Source organism: Rhizobium sp. UBA1881, assembly GCF_002338015.1.
GTDB lineage: Bacteria > Pseudomonadota > Alphaproteobacteria > Rhizobiales > Rhizobiaceae > Rhizobium.
The window spans coordinates 194943-216543 of sequence record NZ_DDHH01000057.1; the positions used below are offsets into that span (position 1 = coordinate 194943).

Consider the following 21601-nt stretch of genomic DNA (forward strand, 5'->3'; position numbering starts at 1 on the left):
TATCCTGTCACAAGCGGGGAATGGAAAGGCCGCCATCGGCGTCGATGACGGTGCCGGTCGCAAAGGCGAAGGCGCCGGAGGCAAGGGCCGAGCAAATCCGGCCGATATCGTCGGCCTCGCCCCAGCGCTTCATCGGCACAAGGCCGCCTTCGATCAGCGCGTCGTATTTCGAGGTCACGCCTGCCGTCATATCGGTGCGGATGATGCCCGGCCGGAGTTCGAAGACGGAGATGCCCGATTCTGCCAGGCGCAGCGCGAGCCCTTGAGAGAAGGCGGCAAGCCCCGCCTTGCTGATGCAATAGTCCAGGCGCTCCGGAGAGCTTGCCTCGGCCGATACCGAGGTGATGTTGATGATCGAACGCGGGTGCGGCTTGTCGCCGGAAACAAGCATCGCCTTCACCACCGCCTGGGTGAAGAACACGGTGCCGCGCAGGTTCGTGGCCATGATCGCGTCGAAATTGTCAGCCGTCAGCCCGAGGAAATCGCCCCTGACCACGGCCGCCATGCCCGCATTGTTGACCAGGCAATCGATGCGACCGAAGGCCTGGAGGATCGCGTGAACCGTTTCCTCGTGCTTCTCGACGGCCGAAATATCGGCCTGCAGGTAGATCGCGTCGGCACCGTGTTGTTTCAGCTGCGCAACGGTCTCGTCCGCGGTCTCCACGGCGCCGACGCCTGTTATCACGACATTGAAGCCTGATTTCGCCAGCGCGCCGGCAATGCCCAGCCCGATGCCGCGACGGCCGCCGGTGACCACGGCTACGGGCTTGTCCGAATGCGTCGTCATGCTCTCAAATCCTTTGATGCAATGTGGTCGGCAACGCGCAATGCCTGGCTCGCCACCGTCAAGGCCGGATTGACGGCTGCCGAAGTCGGCAGGAAGCTCGCATCGACGACGAAGAGGTTCTGGTGATCGAAGGCACGGCAGTAGATGTCGAGCGGAGCCGACGCCGGATCGCGACCGATCCTGATGGTTCCGCACTGGTGTGAGGGCGTGCGCTTGTCGAATGGCCGGCTGAGCACCAGCGGGAAGCCGATCGACTTCAGGATGTCCTTGAGCTTGGAGACCAGCGAGAGATGGGCATCCCAATTGGTGCGATGCCATTTCAAGACGATGTGCTCGCCATCGACCATCACCCGGCTTTCCGGATTGGGAACGTCTTCGCTCATGGCGTAGAAATCGATCGCATGGCCGGTGATCCGATTGAGCAGCCATTCCGGGACATTCGGCAGCGAGCCCTTCAATACCTTGCCGGAGATGCGGCCGAGCAGCTGGACGTTGCCAAGCGGCGGTCCGCCATTGCCGTCGGACAGATAGAAATCATTGAAGGCGAAGGTCTTCTGGTAGATCGAGGTGTTGCGATATCGCGGCGAGACGCCGATCACGGCCGAGGAATTGTGGTTCATGAAGTTGCGCCCGACCTGGCCCGAGGAATTGGCGAGCCCCTCGGGAAACCGGTCACTTGCCGAGCGAAGCAATAGCACGGCGGACTGCACAGCGCCGGCACTGAGGATCACGAGCTTTGGATGAAGCGTGCGGGCTTCGCTACCCTGACGGTAGGTGACGCCTGAAATGCGTCCGTCCGCATCCGCTTCCAATTTGATGACGGGAGAGTTGGTCTGAAGGCGGACATTGTCGTGTTTCAGGGCCTGCGACAGGGCAGCTGTTTCCGCGTCCATCTTGCCGTCGTCGGAGTTCGGATGTGCGTCCCATGGGGTTGGCGCCTTCGCCAGCCACTTGTCGATATCGACACCCAAGGGGAGCGAGAAAGGGTGCAGACCCTTCGCCTTCAGCCGCGCCCTGACGTCGGCGATGGCAGGTTCTTCGCGCACCGGCGGGTAGTCATAAGGTGTCGAATGCGCCGGCTCCGTCGGGTCATCACCGAGCGCGCCGCGCACCCGGTACAGTTTCTCGGCGCGGCCATACCACGGTTCAAGTTCCTCATAGGGGAATGGCCATGCGGGTGACACGCCTTCGCGGTGATGGATCTCTTCGAAATCCTCGCGGCGGTAGCGCGAGAGCACGGCGCCGAAGAATTTCGAATTGCCGCCGACATTGTAGTAGTTGCCGGGATTGAAGCCGGTGCCATCGGCCTCGTACCAGGTTTCCTTCGGGCGGAAATGGCCGCGCTGGAAGATCGCCCGCTGGTCGCGGTTGACCGGGTGGTCGGCGATCCGTTCGCCGGCTTCGAGAATGAGGATCTCGGTGCCGGTGGGAGCAAGTCCGGCAGCGACGGTCGCGCCACCGATGCCCGAGCCGATGATGACGATATCAGGTGTTCTGTTCATATTGCTGTCCCGCCGTCAGATCACGCGATCCGCGCCTGGCTCTGCGGGTCGAAGAAGACAACCTTGTCGAGGTTGAATGCCAGTCGCGCGTTCTGGCCGGGCTGAATGCGGGCATCGGCGCGCAGCCGCGCAACGACTTCCTTGCCGCCCAGTTTCGTCACCGCGAAGGTGTCGGACCCGGCCGGTTCGACGACGTCGATCAGGCAATCGCCCTCGGCGAGTGCGCGGGCGTTGCGGTCGGCGCCATCGGGGTCGGTCAGCGCTTCCGGCCGGATGCCGAAGACAATCTGCCGGCCGGCATGCGCCTGCAACGCTTCGTGGCCCGGCGCGATCGGCAGGCGGATGGGCTCGCCGCTGGGACGGGCGAGCGAGACAGAGAGGCCCGTCGCGCCCTGTTCGATGGTGCCGGAGAGGAGGTTCATGGCCGGAGAGCCCATGAAGTCGGCGACGAACATGTTGGCGGGGTTGTTGTAGATTTCTGCCGGCGTGCCGAACTGCTGCACCTCACCGTCCTTCATCACGGCGATCTTGGTCGCCAGCGTCATCGCCTCGATCTGGTCGTGCGTGACGTAGACGATCGTCTTGCCGGTCGCCTGATGCAGTCGCTTGATTTCGATGCGCATATCGACCCGCAGCTTGGCGTCCAGGTTGGAGAGCGGCTCGTCGAACAGGAAGAGCTTGGGATCGCGCACCAGCGCGCGGCCCATGGCGACACGCTGCCGCTGGCCGCCGGAAAGCTGGCTCGGCTTGCGGTCCAACAGATGGCCGATCTGCAGCACCTTGGCCACCTTGTCGATCGCCGCCTTGCGCTCGTCCGCTGGCACACCGCGCATTTCCATGCCGAAGGAGATATTTCCTGACACCGTCATGTTCGGATAGAGCGCGTAGCTCTGGAACACCATGGCGATGTCGCGCTTGGAAGGATGCAGATCGGAAATGCTGCGGCCATCGACGCTGATGTCGCCCTCTGTGATGGCTTCCAGCCCTGCGATGGTATTGAGCAGCGTGGACTTGCCGCAGCCCGACGGGCCGACCAGCACTAGGAAACCGCCTTTTTCCAGCTCAAGATCGATGCCCTTGAGGATTTCCAGTGCGCCGAAACGCTTTCTGAGGCCTGAGATTTCGAGAAAAGCCATGGGATTATCCTTTGACCGCGCCCGCCATCAGACCGCGAACGAAGTAGCGGCCGGCGAGGATGTAGACGAGAAGCGTGGGCATGGCGGCGATCATCGCCGCGGCCATGTTGACATTGTATTCGACCACACCGGTCGAGGTGTTGACGACGTTGTTCAGCGCCACCGTCATCGGCATGGACTCGCCGGTTCCCGCATAGGCGGATGCGAACAAGAAGTCGTTCCAGATGTTGGTGAACTGGTAGATCACGGTCACGACGATGATCGGCAGCGAGTTCGGCAGCATGATGCGGCGGAAGATCTGGAAGAAGCTCGCGCCATCCACCTGCGCCGCGCGCACCAGTTCGGTCGGAAATGCCTCGTAGTAGTTGCGGAAGAACAGCGTCGTGAAGCCGAGACCGTAGACAACGTGGACGATAACCAGATTGACCGTCGGATTGCCGAAGCCGAGCGACATGCCAATATCATTGGTGAGCATGTTGCCGAAGCGGCCGAGGCTGCCGAGAATGGTCGCCATCGGCAAAAGCACCGACTGGAACGGAATGAAGCAGGCAAAGAGCATCAGGCCGAAGACCAGCGTATGGCCGGGGAAGCGCCACTTGGTGAGCACGTAGCCGTTCAGCGCGCCGAGGATGGTCGAGATCGCGACGGCGGGAACGACCATCTTGATCGAGTTCCAGAAGTAGCCCTTGATGCCGGCGCAGGTGAGGCCGACGCAGGTTTCGCCCCAGGCCTTGATCCATGGCTCGAAGGTCGGCGCCGACGGTAGCGACAACATGTTGCCGCCCTGGATCTCGTCCATCGTCTTGAACGAGGTGACCAACATGACGAAGAGCGGCATCAGGTAGATGATCGCGAAGATCGCGAGTACGCCGTAGATGAAGATGCGGTTGAACATCCGCATGCGTGCCATGTGGGAGGCATCCGATGTGACCGTGCTCATCGTGATTTCTCCCGCAGTTCCGAATAGAGATAGGGAATGATGATGGCCGAGATGGTCATCAGCATGATCACGGCGCTGGCCGAGCCGACGGCCATCTCGTTGCGCTTGAAGGTGTATTCATACATGAAGTTGGACGGCAGCCAGGCAGAGCCGCCAGGGCCGCCCGAGGTCAGCGCGACCACCAGGTCGTAGGACTTGATCGCCATGTGCGCGAGCACGATGAAGGCCGACAGGAAGACGGGCCTCAGAAGCGGAATGATGATGCGGCGGTAGAGCTGCACCGTCGAGGCGCCGTCGATCTGCGCCGCCTTCATGATCTCGCTGTCGATGCCGCGAAGGCCCGCCAGGAACATCGCCATGACGAAGCCCGAGGCCTGCCAGACGCCGGCGATGACAACGGTGTAGATCACGAAGTCCTTGTTCTTGATCCAGTCGAAGTGAAAGCTCGTCCAGCCGAAATGGTGCAACGTCTGCTCCAGCCCGAGGCCCGGATCGAGAAACCATTTCCAGGCAACGCCGGTGACGATGAAGGAGAGCGCCATCGGATAGAGGAAGATCGGCCGCAGAATGCCTTCGCCGCGGATCTTCTGGTCGAGCAGGATGGCGAGCAGCAGCCCGAGGCCCAGGCAGATCGCGATATAGAGGAAGCCGAAGATCCCCATATTGGTGATCGACGTGTACCAGGACGATGGCGGATCGCTCTCGAAGGTCCAGCGCCAGAGCCGTTGATAGGCGCGAGGCCCGGTCAGCGCGTAGGACGGAAAGGTCTTTGAATTGGTGAAGGACAGATAGACCGTCCAGAGGATGAAGCCGTAGACGAAGACCAGCGTGATGGCAAAGCTCGGCGCGAGCACGATTTTCGGCAGCGCGTCCTGCAGCCAGCCGCGCAAGGAAAACGACGTTCCGCGCTGCGCTGTGACTTCTGGTTTGGTGGTAGCGATAGTGCTCATAACATTCATCCCCCTCCCAAGGGTGACGTTGGCAGTCGATATCTTCCCCGCCATCTGAGGCGGGGAAGACCATGCTTGGAGCCGATTACTTGGCGTCGTCGATTGCCTTCACGAGCTCTTCGACAGCCTGGTCGGAGGTTTTGATCTGGCCGTGAACGAACTTCGAGACGACGTCCTTGTAGGCGTTGGCAACGGCCGGAGGCGCGCCATAGCCCTGTGCCAGCGAGCCGAACAGCGTGCCGCCTTCGTTGGCTGCCTTCAGGTCGGCGATGCCCTTCTTGCCGCAGGCGTCGAAGTCGGTATCCGGCACGTCGGTACGGGCAGGGACCGAGCCCTTGACGACGTTGAACGCCGACTGGAAGCTCTTCGACAGCGTTGCTGTCGCAAGCGCCACCTGGGCGGCCTTGCGATCGTCGGGAACGTTGAACATGCCGAACATGTCGGAGTTGTAGATCACGCTGCCGTCGGTGCCCGGGAAGCGGTAGCAAAGGAAGTCGGTGTCAGGGGTCTTCTTGGCGGCGACGAATTCGCCCTTGGCCCAGTCACCCATGACCTGCACCAGCGCATCACCCTTGATGACCATGGCGGTCGCAAGGTTCCAGTCACGGCCGGAGAAGTTCGGATCGACATACTTGATCAGCGTGGCCAGGTTGTCGAACGACTTCTTCATCGTGTCGGACTTCAGCGACTCCTCGTCGAGTTCGTTGAAGGCCTTCTTGTAGAACTCCGGTCCGCCGGTCGAGAGCACGACGCTGTCGAACATAGTGGCTTCCTGCCAGTTCTGACCGCCGAGGGCGAGCGGCGTGACGCCGGCGGCCTTGGCCTTGTCGAGCAGGGCAACGAGGTCTTCGAAGGTCTTAGGCTGCGTGCCGCCGATCTTGTCCATCACGGCCTTGTTGATCCAGAGCCAGTTGACGGAGTGAACGTTGACGGGAGCTGCGACCCACTTGCCGTCATAGACGGAGAACTTCTGCAGCGCTGCCGGAACAGACTTGTCCCAGCCTTCCTTCTTCGCGGTTTCGGTGAGATCGCCCATCACACCTGCTTGCGCGTAGTCGAGAACGGTGTAGCCGAGCATCTGCGAAGCGGTCGGGTAGGTGCCTGCCGCAACCATCGCCTTCAGCGCGGTCATCGCGGCGTCACCGCCACCACCGGCGACGGGCACGTCTTTCCAAGCGTAGCCTTCCTTCGCCAGATCGCCCTTCAGCACGTTGAGCGCGGCGGCTTCGCCACCCGACGTCCACCAATGCAGCATCTGCACTTCCTTGACATCGGCAGCGCGGGCCAAACCACCCACGGCACCAACTGCCAATGCGACCACGGCGGTCGCCGTTAGAAATCTGCGCATTTGAAAACCTCCCGTTTTCAAGTTCGCGAAACGAGACCCATTCTCGTTCCGTATCCCCCGCCCTCCTCGAGCGTGGTTTCTGCAGACCGGCTCCCCGCCGGCTGTCAGTTCCTGGGCATCCACCAGTTTGTGCGGCTGCCGATATGCATGTTGAGCGTCTTCGTCTCGGTGTAATCCTCCACCGCATGGCGGCCGAGTTCGCGCCCGAGGCCGGACTGCTTGTATCCCCCGAACGGCAGCTCCGATGCGCCGTCCATGAATGTGTTCATCCAGACGGTTCCCGCACGTACTCTACGCCCGATTGTCAGGCATGTATCGAAATCCTTGCTCCAGACGCCGGCCGAGAGGCCGTAATCGATGGAATTGGCGATCTCGATCGCCTCCTCGGTGGTCTCGAAGGTGAGGACAGAGAGGACGGGCCCGAACACCTCCTCGCGCGCGACCGTCATCCCCGGCGTGACCTGAGAGAGAATGGTCGGTGCCATGAACTGGCCCATGCCCAGGTCCAGCGCCCCGCCGCCATGGGCGACTTCGGCGCCGGCGCTTTTTGCCGCCGCGACGTAGCCGGCGATCTTGTCGAAGTGCTGCGGCGTGATGATCGCGCCAACTTGCGTGGTCGGATCCAGGGGGTCGCCGACCTTTACAAGCTTGGCAAGCGCCGCCACGCGCGCGACCACGTCGCTCGCGATGGATTTGTGCAGGATCAGCCGCGAGCCTGCATTGCAGCATTCGCCGGCGTTGAAATAGGCGCCGAACACGGCCGCGTCGATGAAGGCGTCTAGGTCGGCATCGGGGAACACGATCTGCGGGTTCTTGCCGCCGAGTTCCAGCGAGACCTTCTTGAGCGTTTGCGCCGCATTGGTCATCGTCAGCTTACCAACGCCGGTCGAACCCGTGAAAGAAACCATATCGACGTCGGGGTGTGCAGTCATGATCGCGCCAACTTCGGCGCCCGTGCCGGTCACGATGTTGACGACGCCATCGGGGACGCCGGCTTCCTGCAGGATTTCGCCGAGCACGATCGTCGAGCCCGAGGTCAGTTCCGACGGCTTGACCACGCAAGTGCAGCCTGCCGCAAGCGCGAAGGGCAGTTTCTGGCCGACGATCAGGAACGGGAAATTCCACGGCGTGATGATCGAGACGACACCGATCGCCTCGCGCAGCACGACACCGAGTGTGCCGTCGCCGAGCGTGTTGTAGCTTTCGCCATGCAGGTCGCGGGCAAGGGCGGCGGCATAGCGCCAGATATCGACCGATCCTGCGATCTCGCTCTTGACCTGAGAGATCGGCTTGCCGGCCTCGATCGCATCGAGATAGGCAAGCTCATCGGCCCTGGCGGCGATGAGATCGGCGGCCTTGAGCAGGATCGCGGAGCGCTCCGATGCCGTCATGCGCGGCCAAGGGCCGGTGTCGAACGCCTTGCGCGCGGCTGCAATCGCGCGCTCGGCGTCCGCCTTGGAACCAGTCTGAAAGCGGCTGACGACGACGCCGTGGCTCGGCGCGACACGCTCGATCGGTGCGGCATTGCCGGCGATCCATTTGCCGTCAATCAGCATCTTGAAGTCACGAACCGTCTGATTGGCGAGCGCCTTTGGGGTGACCAGAACCGTCATTACCATTCTCCCTTGAACTGTGCCGGGCGCTTCTCGCTGAACGCGGTCACGCCTTCCTTGAGGTCGCCGGTTTTGGCGACCAGAATCGAGCCGAGCGCTTCAACCGCCGTACCGTTGTCCTCGCCATTTGCCGATGCGATCATAAGCTTTGTGATCTCGAGTGCCGCCGGTCCGCGTGTCGCGACGCGGCGTGCGTAGTCACGTGCCGCGTCGACAGCGGTGCCGGTGGCCACGACCATGTCGACCATGCCGGACTGGCGGGCTTCCTCGGCCGTGAAGATCTCGCCGCCCAGCGCCATCCTGCGCACTATCTGCGCGCCGAACCGCTTGACGAGACGCTGCGTGCCCGACCAGCCGGGGATCATTCCAAGGCCCGTTTCCGGAAGGCCGATCTTGATCTGCTCTTCGGCGATCCTGATGTCGGCAAGGCCTGCCAACTCGAGCCCGCCGCCGAGCGCGTGGCCGTTCAGCGCGGCGATCAGGGGTACGCGAAGCGTGGCGAGACGCTCGAAGACACGATGGCCGTAGCGCACCCAGGCGTGCCCGAACTCCTGCGGCGCCATGTGCCCCCAGGCCTTGATATCGCCGCCCGCCGAGAAGGCCTTGCCTTCGCCGGTGAGGATGGCGACATGCACATCCGGATTGGCTTCCACCGCGTCGGCGGCTTCCGACAGAGCCTTCAGCATGTCGAGGTCGAGCGCATTCAGCTTCTCGGGCCGTGATACGGTCATGATAGCGAGAGAGCGGTCGATGTCGATGCGCACGGTTCCGCTAGTCATGGAAGGTGCCCTCCAGAACGCGGGCACTTTTTACCGGCAGCGACAATCCGATCGGCCCTTCGGCAAAGAGCCCGGCGTCCATCACCTTGAGTTCCTTGGCGACCAAGAGGGGGAACTCCGATTGTTCCAGAATATGCGTCTGCAGGTCGATGCCGGGTGCGATTTCGGTGAGGACGATCCCGTCGGCGGTGAGCTTCATTACGCAGCGCTCGGTCACATAGGTGATGTCCTGGCCCTGCTCGATCGCCCGGCGGCCGGAGAAGGTCACGTGTTCGACCTCGTTGACCAGCTTCTTCAGCTTGCCTTCCTTCTCGATGACAAGCTTGCCATCGGCGATGCTGAGCTTGGCGCCTGCATTGAACATGCCGGAGAAGACAATCTTGCGGGCACGTGCGGTGATATCGACGAAGCCGCCGGCTCCGGCCGTCACATGCGGACGGAAGGAGAGCTTGGAGACGTTGACCGAGCCATCCCGGCCGATCTCCAGGAAGGACAACAGCGACGCGTCGAAACCGCCACCCTGGAAATAGGTGAACTGGTAGGGCGATGTCATGTAGGCATCGGCGTTCGAGGCGCAGCCAAAGGCGAAGTCGAGCAGCGGAACGCCCCCGACCGCACCTTGCTCGATCACCCAGGTGACCGACCCGTGCTGGCCCTCTTCCATCAGGATGCGGGGCACATTCGCCGAGATGCCAAAGCCGAGATTGACGCAGCTGTTGGCCTGAAGCTCCTGCGCGACGCGACGCGCAATTACCTTCTGGATGTTGAATTCGGGCACGCGGAACGTATCGAGCGGGCGGAAGATTTCGCCTGAAATCGCAGGATCGTAGAGCGTCTGTGTCGTCTGCTTCTGCTCTGGGTCGACAATGATGTAGTCCACGAGCATACCCGGCACGCGCACGTCATGTGGCTTCAGCGAGCCCTGCTTGGTGATGCGCTTCACCTGCGCGATGACGATGCCACCATTGTTGCGCGCGGCGAGGGCTTGGTCTAGCCCGCCGAGATAGGCGCCCTCGTGCTCATAGGTCAGGTTGCCGTGCTCGTCAGCCGTCGTTGCTCTGATGATCGTGACATCGGGCGTGATGGCCGGAAAATACAGCCAGTCGTCTCCCTCGAAAGAGACGCGCTTGACCACGGGTGTTTCCTGAGCGGCGGCGTTCATCGCGCAGCCCTGACGCTTCGGGTCCACGAATGTGTCCATCCCCACTTTCGTCAGAACGCCGGGTCGCTTGGCGGCCGCCTCGCGGTGCATGTCGAACATCACGCCGGAGGGGATGTTATAGGCCGGGATCTCGTTGCCGGTAATCATTTGCCAGATCAGCGGTGGTTCGGCGGTCGACGGGCCGGAGGGGTAGGAGCCACCGATGATCCGCTTCAGGAGACCCTTGCGCGCGATGTGGTCGATGCCTTTGATCCCGCTCATGTCGCCGGCGGCGATCGGGTGCAGCGTGGTGATGTCGCGCGGATGGCCTGTTGCTTCGAAGCGCTCGCCGATCGCTTTAAGCATCAGGTCGGGGCAGCCCAGGCCGCTGGACGAGGAGACCGAAACAACGGCGCCGTCGGGGATCAGGTCAGCAGCTTGCGATGGGGTGACGTGCTTGTTCATCTCTCTCAAAGTCCTGTCTTGACCGGCACCGCAGCACCCGTGCGCGCGGCTTGCGCAACCGCGAGACCCGTCGCCAGCGACCATATGCCATCCTTGGCCGTTGCTGACGGCTTTCCATTGCCGGCGACGGCGGCGTGAAATGCGGTGAGCGCGGTCTCGTATAGATTGCCGCCGGTGACTGACAGAGACCGCTCGCCGTCTGCGGTCCGCAAGGTGACGGTGCCATCTGGCCGCTGGGTCATGACATTGCGGCCGATCAGCGAGCCCTCTGTGCCGTGCACCTCCAAACCGGTCTCGGCGTATTTCGTGGTGAAGCCGTCGTGGAACTGGGCGATGATATCGTCCTCGAAGCGCATGACGCCCATGACGGCGTCCTCTAGACCTTCTTTGCCCATGCCGCCGGCCTGCGAAAATGCGATCACCTCGACGGGGTTTCGTCCGAGCACGTAGCGCAGCGTGTCCGTGTCATGGACGGTGATGTCGAGAATGACCCCGCCGCCGGCCTGCGGCTTGTCGAGCCGCCAGCCCTGCAGATGCGGCGGCAGGTAAACAGCGTGGAACACGCGTGCCGAGAGCGGCTTTCCGATCTGGCCGGCCGCGATTGCGTCACGCATCGCAGTATGGGTCGAGGCATTGCGCAGGTGGTGGTTCGTGGCGAGAACGACGCCCGCTTCATCTGCAGCCTTGGTCATCGCATGAGCATCCTCGAGAGAAAGCGCCAGTGGCTTTTCGCAGAGAATATGCTTTCCCGCGCGCGCGGCGGCAGTTGCCTGGGCGCTGTGCAGCTCGTTGGTGGTCGAAATATAGACAGCATCGATCTCGGGGTCGGAGAGGAGAGCATCGAGATCGGAGACGTGCTTGCCGATATTATTCTCGGCGGCATAGGAGCGGGCGCGCTCCGGGCTGGTGCTCATGATGGAGACGACCTCGCCGCCAGTGGCGCGAATTGCTCCAATCACCCATTCGCGCGCAATCGTACTCGCGCCGATGAGACCCCAACGAACCGTCATGCCATTTTCCTCCCAGGCTTGTTCATCGCCGCGCCGCAGCTTTCGCGCACGATCAGGCGCACCGAGCTCACGGCTGATTCCGCTTCTGGCTTTCCAGCGTTGATCTGCTTCAGCAGCATCTGTGCGGCGCGTTGGCCGATCCCCTGCGGATCGACCGAGATGGTGGTCAGTGCCGGCACCGTGGTCTTTGCCTCGATCACGTCGTCGAAGCCGACGACGGCGAAGTTCTTGCCGGGCTCGATGCGGCGCGCTCTCAGCCCGTCGCAGACGCCGAAGGCAACCGCATCATTAAAACAGACGGCGGCCGTTGGCGGATCTGGCATGGCCATAGCGCGTGCAAGCGCATCGACGCCGCCAGCGCGCGATGGCGCGGACGAGACGACAAGCTCCTCTTGGAAGCCGGTGCCGGTTTTCGACATGGCGTCGCGATAGCCACCCAGGCGCTCGTCGAAGACGGCGGTGTCCGGAAAGCCCCCGACGAATGCAATGCGGCTGTGGCCGAGCGCTGCCAGATGCTCGACGGCGGCAAAGGTGCCGGCATGATTGTCAGAGACGAGCGACGACACCTTGGCGCCGGGGATGTTGCGAACGACGAGCACGACCGGAATGCCGGCCATGACAAGCGGCTTCAAGTCGAGCGCTTCGGTGCCGCGCGCCGGCGAGATGATCAGGCCCGAGACGCCATGCTCGCGCATCGAGGCTATGACTTCGCGCTGGCGATCGATGCTCTCGCTGGTGTTTGACAGGAATTGCACGAAGCCGGCCGACTGCACGACCGTGTCGACGCCCACGGCAAGTTCGGCGAAGAAGCTATTGGTGAGGTCGTTGACGACGATGCCGATGATCTTCGATCGCGCATTCGCCTGGCGAAGGTTCGCCGCGCCGCGATTATAAACATAGCCCAGCTCCCGCATGACGGCGTTGACCTTCGTACGGGTGCTCTCATTCACCAGGGGCGAGGCTTGCAGCACCAACGAGACGGTCGACTTGGAAACGCCGGCAGCCTTCGCGATGTCGATGACGGTGACCCGTCCCTTGCCCATGAATGTCCTCCCTCAGCCAGCGCCTTTTTTTCCTGTTAATAATTGGAACGTTCCAACTTTGTCAAGCGGAGTTAATTGGTCGACGCCGATGCTCCCGGTGGAATTCACGGGAAAGTATCTGTTGCGATGCAAAATGGCGGAAAACAACTGATTTCGTCACTTGCTGGCGTGCTGGAAGCGACAGGTGGCGCGTGCTTCCCATGGGATAAAACAGGCTTGCAATTTGGAACGATCCAAATTATTGCATTGTCCACGTCTTGAGGAGGACCCCATGAGCTTGACCTTGAATCTGCCTGACGCCGATGGTGCTGTTCGCGAATATCGCCTCGTCGGAACCCCGATCGAGCGGCCGTCGAAGCCACCGGTATTCAATCGGATTGCCTATGCTGCGGCCCACGTCGTCTCCGATCCGCGCCGGGATTTCGATCCCTGGGGCAAGCCGGCGATCGACTGGGATACGACGATCGGTTTCAGGCGCCATCTCTGGAGCCTAGGCTTCAAGATCGCCGAAGCCATGGACACCTCGCAGCGCGGGATGGGGCTTGATTGGGCAGGTGCGCAGGAGCTCATTCGCCGGTCGCTGGAAGAGGCGCGCCATGTCGATGGTGCCGATCTTGCCTGCGGCGCTGGCACAGACCATCTAGCGGCCGCCGATGCGCGCTCGCTGGATGACGTCATCAAGGCCTACGAAACGCAGATCGAGTTCGTGGAAAAACACGGTGGTCGCGCCATCATGATGGCGAGCCGCGCGCTTGCCCGCGTCGCCAAATCACCTGACGATTACATCAAGGTCTACAGCCGCATTCTCTCGCAGGCGAAGGACAAGGTTGTCCTGCACTGGCTGGGTGACATGTTCGATCCGAACCTTGCCGGCTATTGGGGAAGCGTTGATTTCGAGCCAGCACTCAAATGCGCGCTTGATATCATCAATGAAAACCGGAGCAAGGTCGAAGGTATCAAGATCTCGTTGCTCGACAACGCCAAGGAAGTGCAGCTTCGCGACCGTCTTCCAGAGGCGGTAATGTGCTTCACCGGTGACGACTTCAATTACGCTGAATTGATCGAGGGTGATGGCAAACGCTACAGCCACGCGCTTCTCGGTATTTTCGACGCCGTGGCGCCGTCTGCCTCCAAGGCGCTCGCGTCGCTGGCGGCGGGTGATACCACGACCTTCCGCTCCGTGATCGAGCCAACGGTGCCGCTGTCGCGCAAGATCTTCGAGGCGCCCACGCAATACTACAAGGCAGGCGTGGTCTTCCTGGCGTGGCTGAACGGCCACCAACGCCATTTCAGCCTGCCCGCCGGCATGCAATCGGCGCGCGGCATCAATCACTATGCGGATATCTTCCGCCTAGCCGACAAGGCAAATGTGCTCGATCGGCCGGAGTTGGCGGCTGAGCGCATGAAGAACTTCGTCGGCGTCTTCGGCGTGCAATAAGCCAGGCGGAAAGCCGCCTGGCTTATGATGATCGGCATAGTCCTGTCTCAAATTAATAAAAGGACCGGCGTGTGGTGACGCCGGTCCTCCCGAACGCTAGGCCGCAGCGAAGGGAACAGCCACGAAGGTCTTGTTGCCGCCTCGCTGTACGAGGAGCAGCACGGACTTCTTCTCGGTCTTTGCTGCATCCGCCACCGCGTTCTTAGCTTCACTCGCGTCGTGAACGGTCTTATCGTTCACCGACAGGATGATGTCTCCGGTCTGTAGGCCGGCCTTCGCGGCGGGCTTGTCCGGCGACACGTTGGCGATGACCGCGCCCTCGATTTTCTGCGACAGGCCAAGCTGTGCGCGGATATCGGGGGTGAGGTCGGCAAGTGCAACGCCGATCCTCGGCCCGCTCTGAGCATGCTTTTCGGTGCCGCCTGCGCTTGCGAGCTGCTGTCCGTCATCGCCACCGCCGATCGAGACCTTCAAGTCGACGCTCTTGCCGCCGCGCCAGACCGTGACGGTCTGTTTGTCGCCAGGCGACAGATCTGCCACCAGGCGCGAGAGATCCTTCGGCGATGTCACGCTGTCGCTTCCGACGTTCGTGACGACGTCGCCAGCCTTGAGACCAGCCTTGGCAGCGGGTGAGCCTTCCGAGACGTCGGCGACGAGCGCGCCTTGCGGCTTGGCAAGACCGATCGCATCGGCGACATCCTGTGTGACGCCCTGGATCTGAACGCCGAGATAGCCGTGCTCGATGGAGCCGTTCTTCTGCAGCTTGGCGACGATCGTCTTGGCTTCATCCGATGGGATCGCGAAGCCGACACCGACGCTGCCGCCGTTCGGCGAATAGATGGCGGTGTTGATGCCGACGACATGACCGTCGCGATCAACGAGCGGACCGCCCGAATTGCCGTGGTTGATCGGCGCATCGATCTGGATGAAGTCGTCATATGGGCCGCTGTGCAGATCGCGGCCGCGTGCCGAGACGATGCCGGCCGTCACGGTCGTGCCGATGCCGAAGGGGTTGCCGATCGCCAGAATCTGGTCGCCGAGCTTCAGCTTGCCGGAATCGCCCCAGGCGATGGTCGGCAGGGCCTTCGGGGCCTCGATCTTGACCACGGCCAAATCGGCCTTAGCGTCGGCGCCGATCAGCTTGCCGGGCAGTTCCGTGCCGTCGTCGAGCGTTACCTTGATATCGGTGGCGTTGGCGATGACGTGGTTGTTGGTGACGATGTAGCCGTCCGGGCTGACGATGAAGCCGGAGCCGAGGGCCTGCGCATGCTCACCCGATTGCGGTGCCTGATGCGGCACTGGAATCCCCTGCTGCTCGAAGAACTGCTTGAACTGCTGCTGCATCTCGGAATTGTCGGTGCTGTCATCGGCGCCCGATGCCTTCATCGTCGTCACGATGGTCACCACGGCCGGCTTGTCGGCATCGACGACATCGGCAAAAGAACCGCTGCCGTTGGGGGAGGTGGCGACCGACGCCGGCGACGCTACGGCCGGTGACGTTTCGAACGCATAAGGAAGCGAGGCCGCGCCAACGATGATTGCCGCACCGAGAAGGGCTGCTGACCGGCGGCGATTGAGGATGTTTGACATGATGTCTGTCCTTTATATGTGTTGCTCGATCGCGTGATGGCTTTCACCAGTAGTAGACGCGTGAGATACATATCTGCCGACCAGGATGTATTTTCAAATTAAATATAGATTAGGTAATTGTTACGTTTTCGTCATTTATTACAAGAGTTTAATGATGTGACGCCTAGTATATGTCGCGCGCGCGAATGCGACGACTATCGCAGGCCGAATGCTCTTCTCCGGCCGGTCTATGGGTGGTTTTAAGGGGGGATTTCGACCGCGATCGGCCATGCTTTGTCCTCGGACAAGCTGCCGATCGCGGAAGAGCCTTGGGAGGCATTGCGTGGTCCGCCGCAGGGCTGGGACGCGGGGCTTCCCTAGCGCGGCACCATCGGCGCGTCGATACACACTAAAGTGACCCAAGCCGCGAATTTTGTTATGAACGAAACTCATCATCGTCATTTTGCGCGCTGGCTTGTGCTCTGTTATGGGTATTCGGGCAGAAAACGAAACTGAAGCGAAAGCACTCGCACTATGTTCCTTAGCGACCGTCAAACCGAAATCGTCGATATGGCCAAGTCGAAAGGCCGGATATTCGTCGAGGATCTGGCAGCACATTTCTCCGTGACGCCGCAAACCATTCGCAAGGATCTCAACGACATCTGCGATGCCCAGATTTTGACCCGAGTGCATGGTGGCGCGGTCTTCCCGAGCGGTACGGAGAACGTCAAATACGAAGCGCGACGTCAGATCGCCTCGAGCGAAAAGCAGGCCATCGGCCTGGCTGCCGCCAGCCTCATTCCCAACAACGCGTCGTTGTTCATCAATATCGGCACGACAACCGAGGCCGTCGGTGAAGCCCTCATCAATCATCACGAGCTCATGGTGATCACCAACAACATCAACGTCGCCAACCGGCTGAGGTTGCTGCCGGCCATCGAGGTTGTGATTGCCGGTGGCGTGGTGCGCAGCGCCGATGGCGGCATCGTCGGCGAGGCGGCGGTCGATTTCATCCGGCAGTTCAAGGTTGATTACGCCGTGATCGGCGCCTCCGCGCTCGATGAGGATGGTGCGCTTCTCGATTACGATTTCCGCGAGGTGAAGGTGGCACAGGCGATCATCGCAAATGCCCGCCATGTCATCCTGGTCGCCGATTCCACCAAGTTTGAGCGCACGGCGCCGGTCAGGATCGCCCAGCTCTCCCAGGTGCACACCTTTATTACCGATCGTTGCCCGGTTCCATCCGTGCGGCAGTTCTGTCTTGAGAACGATGTCCGGCTGATTGAGACCAGCACGCAAAGCCAGCCGCAGACTGAGCTGGCGTGACACGCTTTCCAGTGTTCCCACCAAGGATGATTGTTGCCCATGAGCCTAGAGACCGTCCGTGCATTTCTCAGCGCATCCGCTCCCGATATCGAGATCGTCGAAACCGAAATGAGTTCTGCGACCGTCGCGCAGGCGGCCGAGGCGCATGGGGTCGATCCGGCGCAGATCGCCAAGACGATCTGCCTGCGTCTCGATGACGCGCCGATCCTGGTCGTCGCGGGCGGTCTGGCGCGGCTGGACAATCGCAAGTTCAAGGATACGTTCGGCACCAAGGCGCGGCTGCTGAATGCCGAAGAGGTCGTCGCGGCGACCAGTCACCCTGTTGGCGGGGTTTGTCCGTTCGGGCTTCCGTCGCCGCTGCGCATTTATTGCGACGTTTCCCTCAAGCAATTTGAAGAGGTGGTGCCTGCCGCGGGATCGACGAATTCGGCTGTCCGGATCGCCACGGATCGCCTGGCGGAGTTGACCAAGGCGACCTGGGTCGACGTTTGCCAATAGGCAGATACACGAACAATTGAACCAGATTCAACGCAAAGCTTAAAACGCAGAAAAAGAAACCTATATAAGAAGGCGAAACTCAACTGTTGCCATATGGGAGACTTTAGATGCCTCGTGCCGTTTCACGTTTTGCCAAGGTTGCGGCGATCGCCGCCCTGACAGGCGTTACCGTATTTGCGTCCATCGGCGATGCGGATGCGCGGCGGGCAGGAAGCTCCGGTTTCGGTAGCCGCGGTACACGCACGTTCCAGGCGCCGCCTGTCACCCGCACCGCGCCGGCCCCTGCCGCTCCGATGGATCGTTCGATGAGCCAGCGCCCTGAAACCAACGCGCCTGGCGCCGCGACGCAGCCGGCCTTCGGTGGTGCTCAGCAGCGTGGTGGCCTGTTTGGCGGCTTCGGCCGGTCGATGATCGGCGGCCTGGTTGCTGGCGGCTTGCTCGGCATGCTGCTTGGTCACGGGTTCGGCGGCGGCTTTGGCTTCCTCGGCATGCTCTTGCAGTTCGCTCTGATCGCCGGCGCCGTCATGCTCGCCGTCCGTTTCTTCGCCAATCGCGGTCAGCAGCCGGCCTATGGCTCGGCGCGTTCGAGCGGCGTCAGCCCGATGGCATCGAACGGCAACTCGTCTTTCCGCATTCCGAGCATCGGCTCCGGTGCAGCCGGCTTTGGCCTCGGCGGCTCGAATGCCGCTCCGCAACCGCCGCGCAACGATCAGCCGAGCGACGAAATCGGGATTAAGCCTGACGACCTTGACCGGTTCGAACGGCTCCTGACCGAGGTTCAGACGGCCTACGGTGCCGAGGACTACGGCACGCTGCGCAAGCTGACCACGCCGGAAGCCATGTCCTATCTCGCCGAGGAACTGGGCGAAAACGCTTCCAACGGCGTTCGCAACCAGGTCAGCGACGTCAAGCTGCTGCAGGGCGATGTCGCCGAAGCCTGGCGTGAAGACGGTTCCGATTACGCAACGCTTGCCATGCGCTATCAGTCCATCGATGCTGTCGTCGAGCGTGATGGGGGTCGGGTGGTCAGCGGCGACACGCGCTCGCCGACTGAGAGCACCGAGGTCTGGACCTTCGTGCGCAAATCCGGCACTGACTGGAAGCTTGCGGCAATCCAGGGCACCGAACAGCGCGCTGCCTGATATCCATGTCGTTAACGTCCTGCTTCAGCCCTCCTGAGCTGCGGCAGGCACGACCCAAAGCGGTCGATCTTCGCGACGCGGCGCGGCAATTGTTGGAGCGGCTTCCTCTTCTGTGAGGAGGCCCTCTTCATTTTCGCTGACGTCGACTTCATACGCATAGTCGTAAAGCATCTCGCAGGCGCGTTCGCTGGCCTTGATCTTGGCCTCCGTCTCGCTGATCGCAGAGGCGATGGCCTTGACGCGGGCGCGTAGCATCGAGCCGAGAATGTCGGTCGAAGGTCGCTTTTCTAGGCGTTCCAGATGATGCTCGATACGCGCGGCGTGGCGCTCGAGTTCGCGCTTTGAAAAGCGCGCCTTGCGCATGTCCTCTGAGAGATCGTCGCGCATGCGCGCGAGCGGATCGAAGGTGCCGGGCTCGCGCTCATCCAGCGTCAACTCATTGACGAGTTTCTCGATGACGATCAGCGCCTGCAGATCGACGGGATCGGCGAGTTCGACGTCATAGCCGGTATCGTCGAACACCTTGCGGCGAACGGGATCCAGCAGCAGTTCATAGGCCTTTTGCACCCGCCCGAATGCGTTGGGATCGCCACCGGAATCCGGATGCGTCGACTTCGCGCGCCTACGGTAGGCAGATTTGATCTGGTCATCGCTCGCGTCCCTGCGGACACCGAGAATCTCGTATGGATTGGTCACTGTCCCTCCGCTGCTGTCGGACATCGTCGTGACACCCGTGAAGGGCATTCGTCTATCGATGCCGTTCTTCTACCATCACTGGGGCAGAGTTTGGACAAAAGAATACATAGTTTGCGTGAACGCCCGGATTGGCTGAAGGCATCCACCGTCTGTCCACAGTTTGATTGGACTTACCTGCTTGCCACATCGTTTTCCGCTCGGAAATCAGATCCATAGGAAAATCGGATGCCGAAGGAATACTTAATCGATATAATGCCGGCGCTTGCGTTGACGCTGTCAGTCAAATCGAGTTCTATCCGCCACCTTCTTGCACTAGCTCTGCTGGTGGAGAGCTTCGGAGGACGGTTTCGTGCGTATTATCAAATCGATAGCGGATCTTAGGGCGTGCCTGAGGATCGATCGACGTGAGGGCAAAAAGATCGGTCTGGTGCCGACCATGGGCTTTCTGCATGTCGGTCACATGGAACTCGTCTCGCGCGCCAAGGCTGAAAACGACTTGACCGTGGTGTCGATTTTCGTCAATCCGCTGCAGTTCGGCGCCAACGAGGATCTTGCGCGTTATCCGCGCGATCTCGAGCGGGATTCTGCGCTTCTAAAGAATGCCGGCGTCGACTTTCTGTTTGCGCCCGAGGTGACGGACATGTATCCGCACCCGATGCTGACGGTTGTCGATGTGCCGGAGATTGGCCGGCAGTTGGAGGGCGAGGTTCGCCCAGGTCATTTTGCCGGTGTCGCGACTGTCGTCACCAAGCTCTTCAATATTGTCCAGCCGCATGCCGCCTATTTCGGCGAGAAGGATTACCAGCAGGTCGTGGTGATCAAGCGGATGGTCGAGGATCTCGCGCAACCCGTCAATGTGGTCGCAGTGCCGACCGTGCGCGAGGCCGATGGCCTGGCCTGCTCCTCCCGAAATGTCTACCTGAGCGAGACGGAGCGCGCCGCTGCCGTCATCGTGCCGCGGACGCTCGACGAAGCGGCCCGGCTCTACGCCGGAGGCTGTAATGACCCCGCGCAATTGGAAGCCGCTTTGAACCGCTTTGTCGCATCCGAACCGCTCGCAAGCGCTGAGGTCGTCGCCGTCAGGCATCCCGAAACACTCGAACCGCTGACCTCGCTGCAATCGGCGCCGGCACTCGTGGCACTTTTCGTGCGCATCGGCAGCACGCGGCTGCTCGATAATCGCGTCATTGGCCTGACAGCGCAGTCGAGGACCGCCTGATGAGCGCGCAGGGCAAGCAAAAGCGACTGACCACGGCCTCGATCCGCTCGATGAAGGGAGGAGATCGCGTCGTTTGCCTCACCGCCTACACAACGCCGATTGCGCGCCTTCTGGATCCGCATTGCGATCTGCTTTTGGTCGGCGATTCCCTGGGCATGGTGCTTTATGGTATGGAGACGACGGTCGGCGTCACGCTCGACATGATGATCGCTCACGGCCGCGCGGTCATGCGCGGCACGTCGCACGCGTGCGTCATCGTCGATTTGCCGTTCGGCAGCTACCAGGAATCCAAGGAGCAAGCCTACCGCAATGCCGTCCGCATCCTGCAGGAAACAGGCTGCGACGGGGTCAAACTCGAGGGTGGCGAGGAGATGGCCGAGACAGTCGCCTTCATGACATCGCGCGGCGTGCCCGTCTTCGCTCATATCGGGTTGATGCCCCAGCTGGTCAACACGGCTGGCGGCTTCCGGTCGCTGGGGCACTCGGAGCAGGAGGTGACGAAGATCCGCCGCGATGCGGCGGCGGTGGCCGATGCGGGCGCCTTTGCCGTCGTCATAGAGGGAACAGTCGAACCGCTGGCGCGCGAGATCACGGCATCTCTTTCCATTCCCACCATCGGCATCGGCGCGTCTGTCGCCTGCGATGGCCAGGTGCTGGTGTCGGATGATATGCTGGGCTTGTTCAGCGATTTCAAGCCGCGCTTTGTCAAGCGCTTTGCCGAGCTCGGTCCGCTCGTGTCGCAGGCGGTGGAGACCTATGCCGAAGACGTCCGCGCCGGCCGCTTTCCGGGCGTGGAACACACCTTCCAGCCACGTAAGTGAACGCGTGCGCCTTTTGCACGCTTGAGCGATCTTTCGTCGCGGGCCTTCCGCGGAAATTGCATCTTTGCGGAAGTGCGCTACAGTCAGCATGCTTCATGTGCAAGTCGCTTCCTGATGATGTCACAGGTCGTGTTCTGGTGAAGCAATGACGGTGTGATGTCGATCCCGGTGCGTTCGC

General features: G+C 61.7%; 20 protein-coding genes. 7 read left to right on the forward strand and 13 right to left on the reverse strand.

The window, feature by feature from the left end:
• Nucleotides 1-7: 7 nt before the first annotated feature.
• The 11 genes from B3605_RS06290 to B3605_RS06340 form a co-directional block, all read right to left on the reverse strand.
• Nucleotides 8-787: a 3-ketoacyl-ACP reductase gene (locus tag B3605_RS06290; protein ID WP_112820068.1), complete on the reverse strand. Its 780-nt coding sequence runs from the start codon at nucleotides 785-787 to the stop codon at nucleotides 8-10.
• Entirely contained in the window at nucleotides 784-2289 is a 1506-nt protein-coding gene (locus tag B3605_RS06295; protein ID WP_296433332.1) for an FAD-dependent oxidoreductase, read from the reverse strand. Before B3605_RS06295 ends, B3605_RS06290 begins: the two co-directional genes overlap by 4 nt.
• Nucleotides 2290-2309: 20 nt before the next feature.
• Nucleotides 2310-3425, reverse strand: a complete 1116-nt coding sequence (locus B3605_RS06300) for an ABC transporter ATP-binding protein (protein WP_112943352.1) — start codon at nucleotides 3423-3425, stop codon at nucleotides 2310-2312.
• A gap of 4 nt (nucleotides 3426-3429) precedes the next feature.
• A complete protein-coding gene (locus B3605_RS06305; RefSeq protein ID WP_113168225.1) occupies nucleotides 3430-4365 on the reverse strand; it encodes a carbohydrate ABC transporter permease in 936 nt (311 codons plus the stop codon).
• Complete coding sequence (locus tag B3605_RS06310; protein WP_112436635.1) at nucleotides 4362-5315, reverse strand: carbohydrate ABC transporter permease; 954 nt, start codon at nucleotides 5313-5315, stop codon at nucleotides 4362-4364. The genes B3605_RS06305 and B3605_RS06310 overlap by 4 nt, the downstream gene beginning before the upstream one ends.
• Before the next feature lie 85 nt (nucleotides 5316-5400).
• Nucleotides 5401-6663 carry an ABC transporter substrate-binding protein gene (locus B3605_RS06315; protein ID WP_018896757.1) on the reverse strand — a complete coding sequence of 421 codons (1263 nt, stop codon included), beginning with the start codon at nucleotides 6661-6663 and terminating at the stop codon, nucleotides 5401-5403.
• Between the two features lie 104 nt (nucleotides 6664-6767).
• On the reverse strand, nucleotides 6768-8282 hold the full coding sequence (locus B3605_RS06320; RefSeq protein ID WP_296433338.1) for an aldehyde dehydrogenase family protein: 1515 nt from the start codon (nucleotides 8280-8282) through the stop codon (nucleotides 6768-6770).
• Nucleotides 8276-9055, reverse strand: coding sequence for an enoyl-CoA hydratase/isomerase family protein (locus tag B3605_RS06325; protein ID WP_112943350.1), 780 nt, complete (start codon nucleotides 9053-9055; stop codon nucleotides 8276-8278). Before B3605_RS06325 ends, B3605_RS06320 begins: the two co-directional genes overlap by 7 nt.
• Nucleotides 9048-10661, reverse strand: coding sequence for an acyl CoA:acetate/3-ketoacid CoA transferase (locus B3605_RS06330; RefSeq protein ID WP_113168223.1), 1614 nt, complete (start codon nucleotides 10659-10661; stop codon nucleotides 9048-9050). The genes B3605_RS06325 and B3605_RS06330 overlap by 8 nt, the downstream gene beginning before the upstream one ends.
• A 5-nt stretch (nucleotides 10662-10666) precedes the next feature.
• Nucleotides 10667-11671: a Gfo/Idh/MocA family protein gene (locus tag B3605_RS06335; protein WP_112943348.1), complete on the reverse strand. Its 1005-nt coding sequence runs from the start codon at nucleotides 11669-11671 to the stop codon at nucleotides 10667-10669.
• Nucleotides 11668-12714 (reverse strand): LacI family DNA-binding transcriptional regulator, encoded by a 1047-nt coding sequence (locus B3605_RS06340; RefSeq protein WP_112943347.1) that lies wholly within the window; start codon nucleotides 12712-12714, stop codon nucleotides 11668-11670. The genes B3605_RS06335 and B3605_RS06340 overlap by 4 nt, the downstream gene beginning before the upstream one ends.
• 75 nt (nucleotides 12715-12789) lie before the next feature.
• Here B3605_RS06340 and B3605_RS06345 point away from each other — a divergent pair, with 75 nt between their 5' ends.
• Entirely contained in the window at nucleotides 12790-12975 is a 186-nt protein-coding gene (locus tag B3605_RS06345; protein WP_296433342.1) for a hypothetical protein, read from the forward strand.
• Nucleotides 12976-12985: 10 nt separating this feature from the next.
• Nucleotides 12986-14152 carry a dihydrodipicolinate synthase family protein gene (locus B3605_RS06350; RefSeq protein ID WP_113168220.1) on the forward strand — a complete coding sequence of 389 codons (1167 nt, stop codon included), beginning with the start codon at nucleotides 12986-12988 and terminating at the stop codon, nucleotides 14150-14152.
• 96 nt (nucleotides 14153-14248) lie between these two features.
• Here the strand turns inward: B3605_RS06350 and B3605_RS06355 are convergent, their stop codons facing one another.
• On the reverse strand, nucleotides 14249-15742 hold the full coding sequence (locus B3605_RS06355) for a DegQ family serine endoprotease (protein WP_112943345.1): 1494 nt from the start codon (nucleotides 15740-15742) through the stop codon (nucleotides 14249-14251).
• Nucleotides 15743-16255: 513 nt separating this feature from the next.
• Here B3605_RS06355 and B3605_RS06360 point away from each other — a divergent pair.
• The 3 genes from B3605_RS06360 to B3605_RS06370 all read left to right on the forward strand — a co-directional run bounded on the left by B3605_RS06360 (nucleotide 16256) and on the right by B3605_RS06370 (nucleotide 18687).
• Nucleotides 16256-17047: a DeoR/GlpR family DNA-binding transcription regulator gene (locus B3605_RS06360; RefSeq protein WP_112943344.1), complete on the forward strand. Its 792-nt coding sequence runs from the start codon at nucleotides 16256-16258 to the stop codon at nucleotides 17045-17047.
• A gap of 39 nt (nucleotides 17048-17086) precedes the next feature.
• On the forward strand, nucleotides 17087-17545 hold the full coding sequence (locus B3605_RS06365; protein WP_112943343.1) for a YbaK/EbsC family protein: 459 nt from the start codon (nucleotides 17087-17089) through the stop codon (nucleotides 17543-17545).
• Nucleotides 17546-17652: 107 nt separating this feature from the next.
• Nucleotides 17653-18687, forward strand: a complete 1035-nt coding sequence (locus B3605_RS06370; protein WP_113198568.1) for a Tim44 domain-containing protein — start codon at nucleotides 17653-17655, stop codon at nucleotides 18685-18687.
• 24 nt (nucleotides 18688-18711) lie between these two features.
• Here the strand turns inward: B3605_RS06370 and B3605_RS06375 are convergent, their stop codons facing one another.
• Complete coding sequence (locus B3605_RS06375; protein WP_112943599.1) at nucleotides 18712-19383, reverse strand: J domain-containing protein; 672 nt, start codon at nucleotides 19381-19383, stop codon at nucleotides 18712-18714.
• 349 nt (nucleotides 19384-19732) lie between these two features.
• On the opposite strand from B3605_RS06375, the gene panC reads away from it, so the two are divergent.
• Nucleotides 19733-20602: a pantoate--beta-alanine ligase gene (gene panC, locus B3605_RS06380; RefSeq protein WP_296433346.1), complete on the forward strand. Its 870-nt coding sequence runs from the start codon at nucleotides 19733-19735 to the stop codon at nucleotides 20600-20602.
• Nucleotides 20602-21423, forward strand: a complete 822-nt coding sequence (panB, locus tag B3605_RS06385; protein WP_296433348.1) for a 3-methyl-2-oxobutanoate hydroxymethyltransferase — start codon at nucleotides 20602-20604, stop codon at nucleotides 21421-21423. Before panC ends, panB begins: the two co-directional genes overlap by 1 nt.
• Nucleotides 21424-21601: the final 178 nt, after the last annotated feature.